We start from the raw sequence: 15,625 nt of genomic DNA on the forward strand, positions 1-15,625 counted from the left end.
ATATGTACGTTATAAGAAATTTAATACTTATTGTCATTGTTAATTTATTAAATGGCTGTATTATGGGTTCACCTTATGGCGGACTTATCTTTGTTGGTCCAATAGATTTAATTAAAATAACCTTAGAATCCAAAGATGAAAGAAAAATCCCATCTCAAAATACTCAATCAAACCCTGTTATTTATTATAATAATAAACCGAGAACAGTAACGGTTGCAGATATCACATTAAATCAAGAAGATATATTCTCATCTAAAAATAATATTGGCTCAATAGACTTTATATTTCCTGATGAAGATGAATATAAGATTATATTAGAGCTTAATTATCAAAATGACAAATATCAGGTACTAGAATCGAAAATAAATTTATTTATGAACAATAGAGAAAATAAATTACCATTAATTGATTATAGTAAAAGAGATATTCGCTATCCTGATTATAAATTATCCTATGTTGATCTTTATATTTTTAGCAAAAAGAACACTTTTAAACTAAAAATAACCCTTATTAACTCTCAATCAGAAAAAAAACACAGCCAAAATGAAGATATAATAATTGAAAACGAACACTCTATATTGAAATCAAAAATAATAATAGATGAAAAAGATTATAAAATTGACAAAGCCACCTATTATTAATTTAAGAATTAATAATATCATAATCACACTGTTTTTTATAATGATAGCAATATCCATTAAAAAGTAACTAGTTATTACAAAACAGTCTTTAAATTAAAAATAAAAAAATAAGAAAATGATAGAATCACGATATTAAATTATAAGTATACATCATAATAAAACCATCATATAAAGATAAAAAAAGAATTATCCTTATTATATTCAAAAAAACAAGTAAAATCACGTATATTTAATCAATATAATAACAAATCAATTAATAAGATTTATCTTCATTACAAATACGTATTAACAAAGCTCACCTTACTTACATTTTGTTTCAAATCACAACACTAATAAATATTAATTTTTAATAAACTAATTTAAATCAGTTTTGTTAATTATTTATATTTTAAGGTGTTTAAATGAATATGAAAATGTTTGTTATTTCATTAGCATTAGTTTCTTTTAGTGCACAAGCATTGATTATTAATGAAAATAATCCACCAGAATATCAATCTTTTAAATCAAATTATTCTGATATGGTTGAATTAGCTAATAAATCACGGTTACCACATCGGGTATTTTATACTTCGCCAAGTACAGGTAGAAATGCGCTATGGTTTGATGCTGTTAAACACGGTGATTTAAATGAAGTAAAAAAGATGCTTGCCAATGGTCAAGATATTGAAGCAAAAGATACAGGAAGCTTAAACCAAACAGCACTAGGCTGGGCTGCATTTATTGGTGATGAAGAAATGGTGGATTATCTTATTTCTCAAGGTGCTAACCTTTGGGCTACAGATAAAGGAGATGTCTATAATGTCTTTAAATCTGCCGTATTAGGCAATAATGTTAATGTCGTTAAAAAAATTCACGCCTTAATGAGAAGTGATATTGAGATCAATAATCAAAGAGTAGAAAGTGATGGTGAAACCTTTATTATGATTGCTGCAAGCAATAATCGCATTGATACGGTTAAATATCTTCTTTCTAAAGGTGCTGATGTTAACCTTGTCACAACAACACAGGATAAGTCATTATTTTCTTACGATCAAAGTGCATTGAGCTATGCTTGCCAAAATGATCTTAAAGATATGCAGAAACTACTAATTAAAAATGGTGCTATTAATCATAGAACAAATACAACGTCCTGCCATTAAATACATAAATGCCATCTCATTATAAGATGGCATTTATGCTATTATTTATAAAATGTTAAGAAGTATAAATTTAATAAAAAAACTAAAAATACAGTTTTATATATTCATCTTAATTTTATATCAATAAAAATATGATAATACTATTTCTTTAAACTACTTTTTTCTTTCTAAATATTACGATCTCACTAGGTTGTGTTATCGATTCTCTATCTTCAAAAATCATAAAATCTGTTTTTTTAGCCTCTAAAATAAGGCTTTGAGGTGTAACCCCCAGTACAAAAGAAATAGTAATTAATTGATCTACTGTTATTTTTAAATGCCCTCCTTCTAATTGAGAATAATGTAATATGCTTATTCCCAACCTTTCAGACATTTCATTCTCTGTTATTTTCAATTGTCTTCTTATCATTTTTATTCTATTTCCAAGTTTGGTGTTAATCATCCCATTGTTCTCCTTCTTTTATTAGATGATCATATCGAAAAAACACCGAATTACAGTTTAAAAACGATCAAATCATAAACTGAAAATACTTAACCATTTTTTATTGAACACTCGTAACAGTACTTACTTTCACGAACTCTGTTAATAAGGTTATTCCGATATTTTAACTTTAAAATAATTTACATTTCTATATGTTATTTTAAAATAAATCAAATTTAGATTAATACTATAGTATTAAACACTTGATATAGAGTAATCAAAAGAAAGGCACAATAGTTGTGATTGAAGCTATCTGCTATTTTATTATTAAACAATAATTAATTTATATAATATACAAGCGAGAGATATAAGATTAGTAATTTAACTAACGAAAGAAATTTAGAAAGGTTTAAAATATTACGCTAGCTTATTTTATTTAATAGGCGACTTTAAAATAAAATCGCCTACAATGTTATTTTTTATTTAATTCAACTTCATTTTCATATAAGCGTATTTTTACAGGTTCACCTTCTGTATCTTTAAATACCAAACGTAATTTAACTGCAGTTTTACTTGGGATATTGACATCTTCTTGAATACCATCTAAATAGGCAACAAAGTCGTCAGCATCTATCGCATAAATATTTTTTTTCTCACTTAAGTTAGTTAAGCGAATGAGAGAGTCAGAATTATTTTTAACCGCAAGCGTAACTAGGTAGCTGTTTTCACCTGTAGATCCTACTGAAAGTGATCTGATCGTTGTATACTTATTTAAGTTTTCTTTATCATAAATGATGATAGCACCATCAATACTACTACCTGATTTACGGCCTTCATCAACACCATCTTTCAAGCCAGATAAAGCGTCTTTACTCATAGTCGTAATACTGGAGGTTAATCCTTTTACACCATCTTTAATCATACTTGTATCTTGTGATTCAGTCGCAAATACACTGGATGAAACCAACAACACCATGCTAGCTAAGAGCGTTTTTTTCATTATTTTATCCTTTACCTAATAAAGTTGAGATCAAAGTTCTCGAAAGCAAATGAATCAATATATATCCTAATTAATCATTAAAAAACACAAGTTTTATCCTAATGTTAATATAATTCCGTATAAAAAAATTAGTTTTATTCTATTTAAAAAGATAAATAATATTTATAGTCTTAAATAGATTATAAAAAAGATATTATGAAAATAAAAAAACACTATTATTATTTATTCTAAATAAAAATTATATATTGTGTTTATTATTTTCAAACTACTATGCACATTATTAAAGATTAAAAAATATCTATACATATCAATATATTAAAAATCGAAATAAAACTTCCCGCCTGATTTACTGTAAATGTGAGCACATCGCTATTGATCTTTTAAATTATAGATTAAAATTTTTAAAGTAAATGTTAATAGGGCATATTTTGAATATATTTACACATATATAGTAATGAAAGCCGTTGATGTGTTTAGTTTTATGTTTGGGAATTTAGTCATTAATTATTAAAGGTGAGGATAATGGAAAGTTTTAAATTGAAGCTAAAAAATCACATGGATCATGTTAAGAATGTAGGGCAACACTGCTCAACAGAAGAAACGACTAAACAAGCACTAATATTGCCATTCTTAGATATCCTTGGTTTTAATCCTTATGATCCTCAAAAAGTTAAAGCAGAATATGGTGCTGATTTTCCAGGAGTTAAAGCGAATGAGCGAGTTGACTATGCCTTATTCTGCCAAGATGTTCCCGTCATGTTTATTGAAGCAAAAGGATATTCAGAAAAACTTGATAACCATTGTCCTCAGTTGTCACGATATTTTAACTCTACACCAGAAGTGACAATATCAGCGATAACTAATGGACTTGAATGGCGTTTTTTTACTGATTTAAAACAGAAAAATGTAATGGACCCAACCCCTTTCTTAAGAATAAGAATGGATGAGGTAAGTGATTCAGATGCCAGTCAATTATTTAGATTTAGGCATGATAAATTTAAACCGGAAGCACTAAGAACCTTAGCTGAAGAAAGTGTTTATTTATCGGCTTTTACAAAAACAATTAGCTCAAGTTTACGAGATGTAGATAATGAATTTGTAAGATATGTTGCTAGTCGCTCTAATGTTGAAAGACAATTAAACCAAAGATTCATAGACTCCATAACACCATTGGTAAAGCAAGCAGTCGAACGCTCTGTTAGTGCGATGGTTGTATCTGGGTTATCCAATAAAGCAATGACTTTTGATGATCCAACTGAAGTTAAAGAAGATAATACTGCCAATATTAAAACGACTGAAATTGTAGATATCATCGATCCAAACAACCCTAATATTATTACAACAAAAAATGAATTAATGTTATTTGAAAAAATAAAACTGATTATTGGCAATGATGATATTCAGTATAAAGATACCGAATCATATTTTGGTATATTATATCAAGGTAAAACAAATAGATGGATTGTTAGGTTTTATGATAAAAACAATCCTTATATTATAGTTCCAATTGAAATTACTAATATTTTAGAAAATGAAATATCTAGAGCTGGATTATCATTGGTTAATAATAGAATAAATATTAATGAGCCAGAAGATATATTAAGAATAACAGGAATTATTTTAGATTCATTTGAATATGTAAAAAATGATGATAATTTTAGAAAAAAAACCAGCTAACATAAGCCCTCTATAATGAGGGCTTTCTTTTATTTCTATTTAATTAAAATCTATAAAGACTAAATGGTTTTGGATCTAAAACAGGTTTTTTACCAAGTAATAAATCAGCTGTTAATTCTGCTGATACAGGGCTTTCTGTCATACCCCAACCTGTTGCTGTATTAATCACTAAGCCAGGGTACTCTTTAACTTCTGAGATAATTGGGTTCTCATCTGGTGCGATAGCCATTGCACCACTCCATTGATCAATTAATTTCGATTCTTTAAAGGCTGGGAATTCTGCTTTTAATTTTTCTAATGATGCATTTAGCTCAGGTAAATCCGGCAGTGCTGTCATATTTCTAAATTGCTCAAACGGAGAAACTTCATCTAAGTTCCAATGCGTTGATTGCATAAATGAATTGATTAATTGTTCATTTAAAGAAATATGCACTGGGAAATCAGGCAGTGCTAATAATGGCAAATATTTATAACCATAAGTGAAAGATTCTTTCACTACTGGTGCCACAATAACACGAGGAGAAGTTGCATAAGTACCATCAGCTTGCTCACGGAAGAAAATACCGCCCGGTAAAGCGACGTTACCACCCGGTGCCGTTGGTGAACCACTAATTAACTGTTGAGACTGATATGCAGGTAATGTTGGAACATCAACATTAAGATTTTGCATAAATAGACGAGACCAAACACCACCAGCAACAACAACTTGAGAAGTTTTGATTGCGCCTTTCTCTGTTACAACGTCAGAAATCACACCAGCTTGTGTTTCTAAGCCACGAGCCGCACATTGGGTGTAAATTCGAACGCCCATTTTTTTGGCGTATTCTGCCATAACGAATGTTGCCACTTCAGGATCGAAACTTCCTGAATCTTCTTCAAATCCTGCAATTTTCCAATCGGTTGTCGCACCACGAAGACGCTGTTTTAATTCAGCGCCTTCAATAATTTTGGTTTTAAATGGAATATCTGAGCCAACATTTTTACTTCTCTCGTCAATCCATTTTCTTACGTTTACTAAATCTTCTTCATCAAGAGGAACTTCTACACGGCCTTGTGTACGATAAGTGGTATCAACACCGACTTTCGCATTCATTTCACGCCAGCGATGCTTGCCTAAATGGTGTAATAAGAACGTTTCATCAGGCATTTTATAGCTAATTGCTTGACCGTAGAATCGTGAAGATTGCTCACCGGCGATATTACCTTTTTCTACAATCACAACAGATAAGCCACGTTCTACAAGATTAATGGCGGTCATAATACCGAGAATACCCGCACCAATAACAACAACATCAGCTTGTTTTGGTAAAGCCCCTTCCGTACCTTCAACAAAACCATGTCTTGGTGTACCCGGAACAAAGCGCCCTTCGCGAGTTAACATTGGTGTTAAAATACCCGCACCAGCCGCTACAGCTACGACTGTTCCACCAATGATAAATTTTCTTCTAGATATCGCCATTTTACTCGTTCCTTTTACTCAATGAATTATTAGCATTAAAACAATAACGTTATCTTATTTCATTTGTAAACTATTAGTAAAGTATTTGTAAATCTTTTCGTCTGTTTTTTTCTTAAAAATCCGTACTATTTAATTTACTTATGCAAAGAAGGGGATTAATCATCATTTTGTTTTTTATCGATTATTTAAGCGCATTAAGTAAAACGAAATGATATTCAGCTAGTTTTTTTCTTGGTTTCTTCGTCGAAATATAAAATTTTTCACTATTAAAGATCTACGACCAATTTGTTAAGCGTGGGCTTATGACACATTCAAATTGCAAATAGATAAGCTAAATCAAATAAATTGATTAACAAATAATCCACAAGATAACTAATGTTATTAAGACAATAAATTGAGCACATAAGAAGGAGATAAGAATAAGAAACATAACAATGGACTAGTTATTTGATGGTGATTCAGAGGAAAATAAGGAGATAGTTAAAATGACCACACTTAAGATTATATTTATCTCTATACATAACCAAATTTTAAGTGTTCATTTTTAAACCAATAGTGCAAGAAATCTTTTTTTGATTATTTTTATCAAAGTAGCTTAATTTTTTCTTTATAAATCAATACCGTTACAATTTGAAACAAAATACACATTTTGTTACATATTAAAAATCCATGTACATTAGAACAGACTGGCTTTAGCGAGATTTCGGACATTTACGAAAGTGAATCGTATAAGTAAATACACTTATTATAATAAACGAAAGCAGTAAATATCGCGTGAACAATTATTTTACGCTAAGTCACTTATCCTACGAGGATACAACGCCCTTTCTCTCTGCCCCTTTCTTTACTTCCTTCCAAAATTACTTAAGCTACTCTTATCAAATCGCAGTGCGCACTGGCTGATTTTTATCGAAAGGACTTCAACAAAATGATTTTGTTGAGAAACGATTACTCACTGTAAATTAAGGACTTGCCATGCCAACTCCATGCTATATCTCTATCGAAGGGAAAACTCAAGGTAACATCACTGCGGGTGCATTTACCGCGGGATCCGTCGGTAATATTTATGTTCAAGGGCACGAAGATGAAATGCTGGTGCAAGCATTCTCTCACGTAGTGACAGTACCGACAGATCCACAATCCGGTCAGCCTTCTGGCCAACGCGCCCATAAACCTTTCCGTTTTACCGTTGCGTTAAACAAAGCGGTTCCTCTGCTGTATAACGCCTTAGCGTCGGGCGAAATGCTGCCAAAAACCACATTAAAATGGTATCGCACTTCGGTTGAAGGGAAACAAGAGCATTTCTTCACCACCACATTAACCGATGCGACTATCGTCAACATCGATTGCCAAATGCCTCACTGTCAAGATCCAGCAAAATCAGACTTCACACAGTTAATCGAAGTCTCCCTTTCTTATCGAAAAATTGATTGGGAACACACGGTTGCAGGCACGTCTGGCTCTGACGACTGGCGCGCTCCTCTTGAAGGTTAATCCTTTTTTTCACCTGCACACCAAGGTGTGTGGGTGTTTCTTTGCGTTTTCTTAATGGACAAAACAAGCGGTAGCTTGCTCAGTGGATATTGGAGCGAATGATGTTTGCGAAAGATAAAAAAAATAATTCAACCTCTCAACTTGGTGGATTAAAGAAGAAAGCGCTCGATAAAGCGCAAGAATTAGCCATTGCTAAAGCAACATCAACACTTTCGGCCTCCACTCAGCAAGCCCTCACCACAGCAAAAACTGCACAACAAGGGCTTTTGCAAGCCACATCAATGGCCTCTCAAACCTCAGCGCTTATTCCTGGCAGCGGTTTTGCCAGTGGAATAAATAATGACGATGTACCAGGGCTCACCTTCTCTGAAGGATTAGCGAAAAATAAAGCGTATGCACAACTGTTAGATTCTCTATTAGGCGCAGTATCGCCTTCTGGTTTGGTCTTCACCTGCCAAATTGCTGGTTTACCGGAAAGCACTTTTCAAGTCACTGAATTTAATTTAAACGAAGGGTTATCACGTTTATTTTCGCTATCCATTAGCGCGGTCACTACCTTGCCTTTTATCGATTTTCAGTCGCTGTTAGGTGTCGCGTCCTCGTTAACCGTTAAACGTAACGGTAAAGAAGTCCGCACCGTGCGCGGAATATTAGCGGGTGCTGTGCAAGGTAATACTGACGGTGTAAAAACGTGGTATCACTTTGATATTCGCCCTGAAATGTGGGTGATGACCCTTAATCAAGACAGCCGTATTTTTCAGCATAAAAAAGTGCCTGAGATTTTAAAAATGCTGTTAGAAGAAGCACATATCAAAGCAGACAGCAAATTCTATCGTGATGATTTACACCAAAAACGCCCTTATACCACGCAAAAACGGGAATCTGCCTATGCGTTTTGGTGTCGTTTAGCCTTTGAAGAAGGCATTAACTTTTGGTTTGAAGAGAACCAACTGTTTTATAGCGATGAACATATGGGGATGACCGCGGGCATTCACCTGACCTATAACCCGCAAGCGGAAAGCGATATTACCGACAGCACAGCAACCACATGGCAATACGGTGAATATCTCTGTGTCGATGAAACCATTCAAAAAGACAATAACTTTATCCGCCCTTCTTACCCGTTAGCCCATCAAGCCAAATTAGAAAAAGGCGGTCAGCATAGCGTGTTTGAAAGCTATGGACGCTTTCAAGAAGATGCACAAGCAGCACCTCTCACCGCCATACGTTTTGAACAACTGCGCAACGGCAGTCGAGTGGGACGCGCCAGCACCAACTGTTTTGCCTTAATGCCGGGCAAGATTTTCTCGCTAAGCAACCACCCTAATTTAATGATGAATGACAACTGGCAAGTCATTCAAGTTTCGCATCATGGTGTTCAGCCGTTAGCGGATAACGGTGGTGGCGAAGGGACTCAACTGTCTAATAGCGTCGAATTTATTCCCGGTACGCAAGAATGGCGTCCTCCACATCATTATAAACCCACTGCCGATGGCGATGAAGTTGCCACTGTGGTAGGTCCTCCGGGTGAAGAGATTTACGTCAACGAAGTGGGTGCGGTGAAGGTCTATTTTCATTGGGATCGCTATGGCAAACCCGATCACAGTGCCTCGTGTTGGGTGCGTGTGGCGATGGGTTGGAATGGCAATGGTTATGGTTTTTCTGCCGTACCGCGTATCGGGCAAGAGGTGATTGTCTCTTATCTTAATGGCGATATTGATAGACCGATTATCACCGGTTGCACCTATAACGGGCGTAACGCACCACCGCTAAAATTCCCTGAAAATATGACTCGCACCACAATCAAAACCAAAACCCATAAGGGTGACGGCTTTAATGAACTGCGTTTTGAAGATGCCGGTGGCAAGCAGGAGATTTTTATTCATGCGCAGAAGGATATGAATACCGTGGTGCTCAACAATCGCAGTACGCATGTACTCAATAGCCACGCTGAAATTATCGATAAAAATCAAGAGATGGTGGTGAAAGGGAATCGCACTGAAACCATTAAGGAAAATAACACCGAAACCGTCGGTCAACATAAAAAAATCAGTGTGGGTAATACGTTAGCGATTGATGCAGGCGATGCCCTTGAACTGCGTTGCGGTGCCAGCGTGTTAAGAATGGATAGCGCAGGCCATATCACTATTAATGGTACGGAATTTAGTTTTGAAGCCTCAGGTCCGGTGCAGATCACGGGCAAAGATGTCGATATCAACTAGGGGTTTCGGATGCTAACACACGTGATTAACCAGACTCCTTTTCCTCATTTTTCCTTTGAAAAACTGGGGTATAAAGATGAGCATTGGCAAACTATTGCGGTAAAAGTTACTTGTGATTTTGATCCTCTCACGGGCAGATGTGACATTGCGGATGAGCAAAAACCGCTCATTATGGCGGATGTTTACCGCACAACGCCTGAAAATAGCAGTTTATTGCACGAAACAGATCTTGTGTCTTATAAGCCCAATGCTGAAATTTATCTTGTGGGTACCGCCCGAACATTAGATGAAACGCCTTTAGCTCAGTGGGAAACCGAGCTCTCAATCGGTCAAATACACAAAAAATTAATCCTCAGTGGTCCTCGTTATTGGGAACATCACCATGATTGGCAATTAAGTACTCTACAGCCTATTTCCGCCTTACCGCTTATTTATGAGAATGCTTATGGTGGCAAGAATAGCCTTCAAGAAGCTTATGAGAAAAACCCCGTTGGTTTAGGTTGGTATGAGAGTCGCTATCTTGATAAAGCGCTTCAATACCCGGCTCCGCAAATTCACTCTCCCTTTTCAGAACAGGCATTCCACCTGAATAAACCGTGGAATGTTGCAGGCTATGGGCAATATAGCCGTTGGTGGCAACAACGCTCACAATTTGCAGGTACCTATAACGACAAATGGCTCAATCAAATAAAGCCTTATTATCCTGATGATTTTAAGTCTGATTTCTTGATGAGTACGCCAGAAGATCAGCATCAACAAGGCTTTTTTGTGGGCAATGAAACCCTCTCACTAAGCGGTTTTTTTGCTGAAATACCTCATGTAGATCTTACTTTGCCTCATATTGGTTTTGTCGCTATTCCTCATTTGTCTCATTCAAAAGCGCCCTATGAGTTATTAGCGCTAGACACAATATGTGTATCACTTGATGAACAAAAGTTATATCTCACTTGGCGTTATCGCCAATTGATCTCGACGACGGAAAGCACGCTACAACTTCAGGCTTATAAGTTGTAATAAGGATATTACTCATGACAAAAAAAATCGTCGGGAATAAAAATGCCGATTACTGCGTTATTGCCACAGGCCCTGATGTTTGCCAAGTGGGCAATGTTGTTGTTCCCTTTGACAGTTTTCAACAACTCAGTGCAGAAGAAACTTATGTTTCCACGGTACGCGTGAATGGTGTACCAACATTAACAGTAGGCAGTGTGATTAAAGGAACACAAGGCAACGCAGGCTCTGGCATTGTCTCAGGCACCAGTTTAGGACGTGGAAACTGCGTTATTACTAGTGGCTCACCAACAGTGCGTTTTTGTGGGCAATCGGCGGCTTTTCATGGCTCTGACGTTATGATGAACAACAATAATGTGCCGGGTCGCCTCTATTCTGAAGAAAAAGCCCTACAAAAAGCCAATGACGCCGCGGAAATTTCTGCTGAAGCACCACCAGAAAAAAAACGCCCAGACCAGATGACCTATCGAGAACTGAAGCACTTGATAGACGATACAGAGCATGAAGCAGAATTAATCGGTGGAAAAAACTTACCCGATACCACCATAGGCGCAGGGAAAGGCTTTTTAAATGGTTTAATTGGGTTGGTTGAAACCGTTGCCAAAGCCAATGCCGTCAGTGCCTCCTATCAAATGGGATCGCAAGCCTATGGCCCCACGACATGGTTTATGTCAGAAGAAGGGAAACAACAATACGCTGAGACAATGACGTCACTTGCTCATGAAATGCGCAAAGAAGAAAATTTACCCCAATTTGAACGCCTTGAGTACGACAACCAAGCGCAAAAATCAGGTGCCTTAATAGAAGAAGTGGGTGAATACGTTTTTCTCACCAAAGCGGCAGCTGGCTTACTACAAAATGGCATTAAAGCATTACCTCGACTGATTAGAAAAGATCCACCTCCGCCGAAAGAAGTCACGGTATTAACCAAACCGCAAGGTGAAAATAGCGCCAATATAAAGCCCAATAAATCCTGCAACAGTAAAGCGGTCTGTGAATCCGATCCTGTTAACGTTGCCACAGGCGATTTTATTCAAGTTTGGGAAGTGCTCTCCGTTTCAGGGTTGTTGCCCATTTCATTACAACGAACCTATCGTTCAACAGGTACGGCATCCGGCTTATTTGGTCCCAAATGGACAGATAACTGGTCAATATTCTTAGAAATTCAATCGGATAATATTATTTATCACAATGAGGAAGGGGCGCAAATCACCTATCCTTATACAGATAACCATCTCAATATCCGTAATACTTATTATCCTCATGTTCTGCTCTCTGGTGATATAAAAGCTAACATTAGTTTATTCGACAATCGCACCCAGTTAACACATCATTTCAACCATATCGATGGATCTTGTCGACGTCTCTCTGCCATTACAGATAATAATCATCAACGTATTGATTTTATTTACAACGAACAACATCAATTAATCTCTGTATCACGTAATGGTATTACAGCGCTTTACTTGGACTATCATTCTCATCAATTAAATCATATTACCTTAGCCAATAAGGTTATCTCTCAGCCTTTAGTCAGTTGTCAGTATGATAAACAAGGTTATTTGAGTGAATGTAATGCTTATCAGCAGAATCACTTATGGCATGAATATACTGCCGAAGGTTTTATGTCTCGTTGGCATGATACAGACCAAACGGATTATTACCTTGAATATGACAAATATGGCAGAGCGATAAAAAACAGCTCACCATCCGGTTATTGGTGTGGTGGTTTTATTTATGATGATGTTCATAAGATGACCACCTATTTCAACGATGAAGGGGAGCAATCTTATTATTATTATAATGATGCAGGTCTTGTTACACATGCAATTGATGCATTAGGGCGTGAAACCAAAACACAATGGCATAATAATCAAAAAATAAGTGAAACCAATGCATTAGGGCAAACAACTTCTTATCTCTATCATTATGATGGCAATATTGCACAAATTACCTTTCCCGATGAGCGTTCCATTGAGTATCAATATAATACTCAAGGTCAGTTGATAGAATATATCTCCCCCTTTGGCGATAAATGGCAACTGACCTACGACGACAAAGGTAATTTAACCACAGTGACCGATCCACAAGGTCGCCAACAAGCCTATGAATACAGCCAACATGGCGAACTGCTTAAAGCTATTCAACCGAATGGTGCACAGTGGCAGTATGAATATAACCAAGCGAATCAATTAATAAAAAGCACCAACCCTTATCAACACAGTACCGAATACCAAAGCGATGAGCTAGGTCGATTACTGCAAGTCACCAATGCACTAAACCACACCACTCGCTATCAGTACAGCAAAGAGCATGATGGTGTTAACGGCAGTCTCAGCGATATTTTACTGCCTGATGATATTCATCAACATATTGAATATGACAGCGAACGCCGTGTTGTCGCCGTCACCGATGGCGAAGGCAAAACTACGCGCTATCGCTATGGTGCTTTTGATTTATTACTTGCCACAATACGCCCTGATGGCACAGAAATTCGCTTTGAATATGACTCACTCACACGACTGAAAAAAGTCATCAACGCCACAGGGGATGTCTATTCTTATGAGCGTGATAAAGCCGGTCAAATCATTCGTGAAGTGGATTTTGCAGGACGTGAAATTCAATACCGTTACGACCGCTTAGGGCGACGTATTGCAACTCGTTATCCAGATAATCATGAACTCCGTTATCATTATGATGAGACAGGATTAGTTACCGAACAAAGCATTTGGCTGGCTGATGGTATCGAGCATAAGTGCCTTTCTACCACCACTTATCAATACAATGAACGTTTGCAACTTATTCGTGCCACCAATCCTGATTCGGTGGTGGAATTTGAATACAACGACCAAGGGCATTTATGTTGTGAACGGATAAACGGACAAGAGATACAGCATCAATGGGATGAAAAGCACGATATCCTCACCCAAACCCGCTTTGGTGAGCGTGAACTTAATTATGCTTTCGGCCAACTCCATGAACTGACGTCACTGCAAGTCAATCAACATGCGCCATTACAATTTAGTTATAACGCGCTGGGACAAGAGTTTTTACGCCAAAGCCAAGCCGGTTTTGCCAATTCGAGCCATTACACCGCCACCGGATTATTAGCCCATCAACGTGCAGGACGGGGAACGGAGTCCTTTTTACAATCATTACACGATAATCCGCTTCAACCGCCAATATCAACCGATGTTCACCGAGGTTATCAATACGATAAAGCCTTTAATCTGGTCAATATCGACGATGCTCGCTGGAACCGTACACAATATCGCTATAACATCAACGACCAAATTGTTGAAACGCAATACAGCAACCAGTTTGAACGCCAAAGCGAGAAGTTTCAGTACGATAGCAATCTCAATATCACCGAGCACCAGTTTATTCCATCGGATGCACACGGTGCCTTTTTGCAACTGGCGCAGCAGCAACAAAAAGGACGTGTCACTCGTCGTATCACAGCCAAAGGTTATCAAGACTATCACTACGACATTAATGGTCGATTAACGCAAAAAGTGGTTTATCAGCACGGTTTTCGGGCGAAAACGTGGTATTACCAATGGAATACCCTTAACCAACTTATCGCCTGTTTTAATCCTGAGGGGGAATGCTGGCGTTATACCTATGATGCTTTTGGCAGAAGACTCAGTAAACACAAGGTAGTCGATAATCGCCCTACGCCACCTTTAAACTCGCCCTTTAAAGATAAACGTGTTCAGCGTGTGGATTATCTGTGGTCAGGCAACCAGATGGTGCAAGAAACCCCGATTTATGCCGATGGCACCCCTGCTTATGATTCGCAAATTCAGTGGCTCTACCAGCCCAATGAAATCACTCCCACAGCCCGTTATCAATGCGGAAAACTGCATTATGTGGTCACTGACCATCAAGGCACGCCACGCGAAATCTTTAGCGAAAAAGGCATTGTTAGCTGGGCTGGACGGTTAAATACCTGGGGACAAATGGCGTTTTGGCAATCTCATGAAGATCATGCCGATAACGACCCCGAATATACCGAATGTCATTTTCGTTTTGCGGGACAATATGAAGATAAAGAAAGTGGTTTGTATTACAATCGCTTTCGCTACTATGATAAGGACACAGGGCAATATATTTCACCAGACCCAATAGGATTATTAGGGGGTTTTAATCCGTATGGGTATGTGCATTGTCCGACTGGGTGGGTGGATCCGTTTGGGTTGGCGGGTGAGAATTGTGATAAGTTGAAATGGGGAAACCCTAAAAGCAAACCAACTTATGGACATACATTTATTGATCATGGCCAAAAATTAAAACCTCTGCAACTTATGGATAGAGCCAGAGCTAAAAATCATCAGATAGGACAATATTTAGATGATAACGCGGCTGCTAATTTTATTTCTGATGTTGCTAAAAAAGGACCTGGTGTTCATGATGTTCCTTTGCCCAATAATATAAATGGTCGCGGTTATTTACCTAATGGAGTGGAAATAAAACCAGATATGGCCAGGGTAGTCGTAAAGCCTGATGGCTCGATTAGAACATCATTTCCATACAACTCATCTCATCCCAATTAAACGGA

General features: G+C 37.1%; 10 protein-coding genes. 7 read left to right on the top strand and 3 right to left on the bottom strand.

The genetic code is table 11. From position 1 onward, the window contains the following. Window positions 1–2: 2 nt before the first annotated feature. On the top strand, window positions 3–641 hold the full coding sequence (locus ABN217_RS07455) for a hypothetical protein (RefSeq protein WP_349459274.1): 639 nt from the start codon (window positions 3–5) through the stop codon (window positions 639–641). A 401-nt stretch (window positions 642–1,042) separates the two neighbouring features. Then, on the top strand, window positions 1,043–1,780 hold the full coding sequence (locus tag ABN217_RS07460) for an ankyrin repeat domain-containing protein (RefSeq protein WP_196553933.1): 738 nt from the start codon (window positions 1,043–1,045) through the stop codon (window positions 1,778–1,780). A gap of 148 nt (window positions 1,781–1,928) precedes the next feature. Here the strand turns inward: ABN217_RS07460 and ABN217_RS07465 are convergent, their stop codons facing one another. Then, window positions 1,929–2,222: a helix-turn-helix domain-containing protein gene (locus ABN217_RS07465; RefSeq protein ID WP_196553932.1), complete on the bottom strand. Its 294-nt coding sequence runs from the start codon at window positions 2,220–2,222 to the stop codon at window positions 1,929–1,931. 451 nt (window positions 2,223–2,673) lie between these two features. Then, window positions 2,674–3,201, bottom strand: a complete 528-nt coding sequence (locus ABN217_RS07470; protein ID WP_196553931.1) for a hypothetical protein — start codon at window positions 3,199–3,201, stop codon at window positions 2,674–2,676. Window positions 3,202–3,723: 522 nt separating this feature from the next. On the opposite strand from ABN217_RS07470, the gene ABN217_RS07475 reads away from it, so the two are divergent. Next, window positions 3,724–4,878, top strand: a complete 1,155-nt coding sequence (locus ABN217_RS07475; RefSeq protein ID WP_197268921.1) for a type I restriction endonuclease — start codon at window positions 3,724–3,726, stop codon at window positions 4,876–4,878. Between the two features lie 43 nt (window positions 4,879–4,921). Here ABN217_RS07475 and ABN217_RS07480 read toward each other — a convergent pair whose 3' ends face one another. Next, window positions 4,922–6,337 carry an NAD(P)/FAD-dependent oxidoreductase gene (locus ABN217_RS07480; protein ID WP_115350733.1) on the bottom strand — a complete coding sequence of 472 codons (1,416 nt, stop codon included), beginning with the start codon at window positions 6,335–6,337 and terminating at the stop codon, window positions 4,922–4,924. Window positions 6,338–7,312: 975 nt separating this feature from the next. Between ABN217_RS07480 and ABN217_RS07485 the strand changes: the two genes are divergently transcribed. The 4 genes from ABN217_RS07485 to ABN217_RS07500 all read left to right on the top strand — a co-directional run bounded on the left by ABN217_RS07485 (window position 7,313) and on the right by ABN217_RS07500 (window position 15,620). Continuing rightward, entirely contained in the window at window positions 7,313–7,831 is a 519-nt protein-coding gene (locus ABN217_RS07485; protein ID WP_196553929.1) for an Hcp family type VI secretion system effector, read from the top strand. Between the two features lie 101 nt (window positions 7,832–7,932). Then, window positions 7,933–10,053, top strand: a complete 2,121-nt coding sequence (locus ABN217_RS07490) for a type VI secretion system Vgr family protein (RefSeq protein WP_349459283.1) — start codon at window positions 7,933–7,935, stop codon at window positions 10,051–10,053. A 9-nt stretch (window positions 10,054–10,062) separates the two neighbouring features. Then, window positions 10,063–11,067, top strand: a complete 1,005-nt coding sequence (locus ABN217_RS07495; RefSeq protein ID WP_196553927.1) for a DUF2169 family type VI secretion system accessory protein — start codon at window positions 10,063–10,065, stop codon at window positions 11,065–11,067. 14 nt (window positions 11,068–11,081) lie between these two features. Further along, on the top strand, window positions 11,082–15,620 hold the full coding sequence (locus tag ABN217_RS07500) for a DUF6531 domain-containing protein (protein WP_349459275.1): 4,539 nt from the start codon (window positions 11,082–11,084) through the stop codon (window positions 15,618–15,620). Window positions 15,621–15,625 lie beyond the last annotated feature (5 nt).

Origin of the sequence: Proteus sp. fly-1067 (assembly GCF_040139345.1) — a bacterium.
Taxonomy (GTDB): Bacteria; Pseudomonadota; Gammaproteobacteria; order Enterobacterales; family Enterobacteriaceae; genus Proteus; species Proteus vulgaris_B.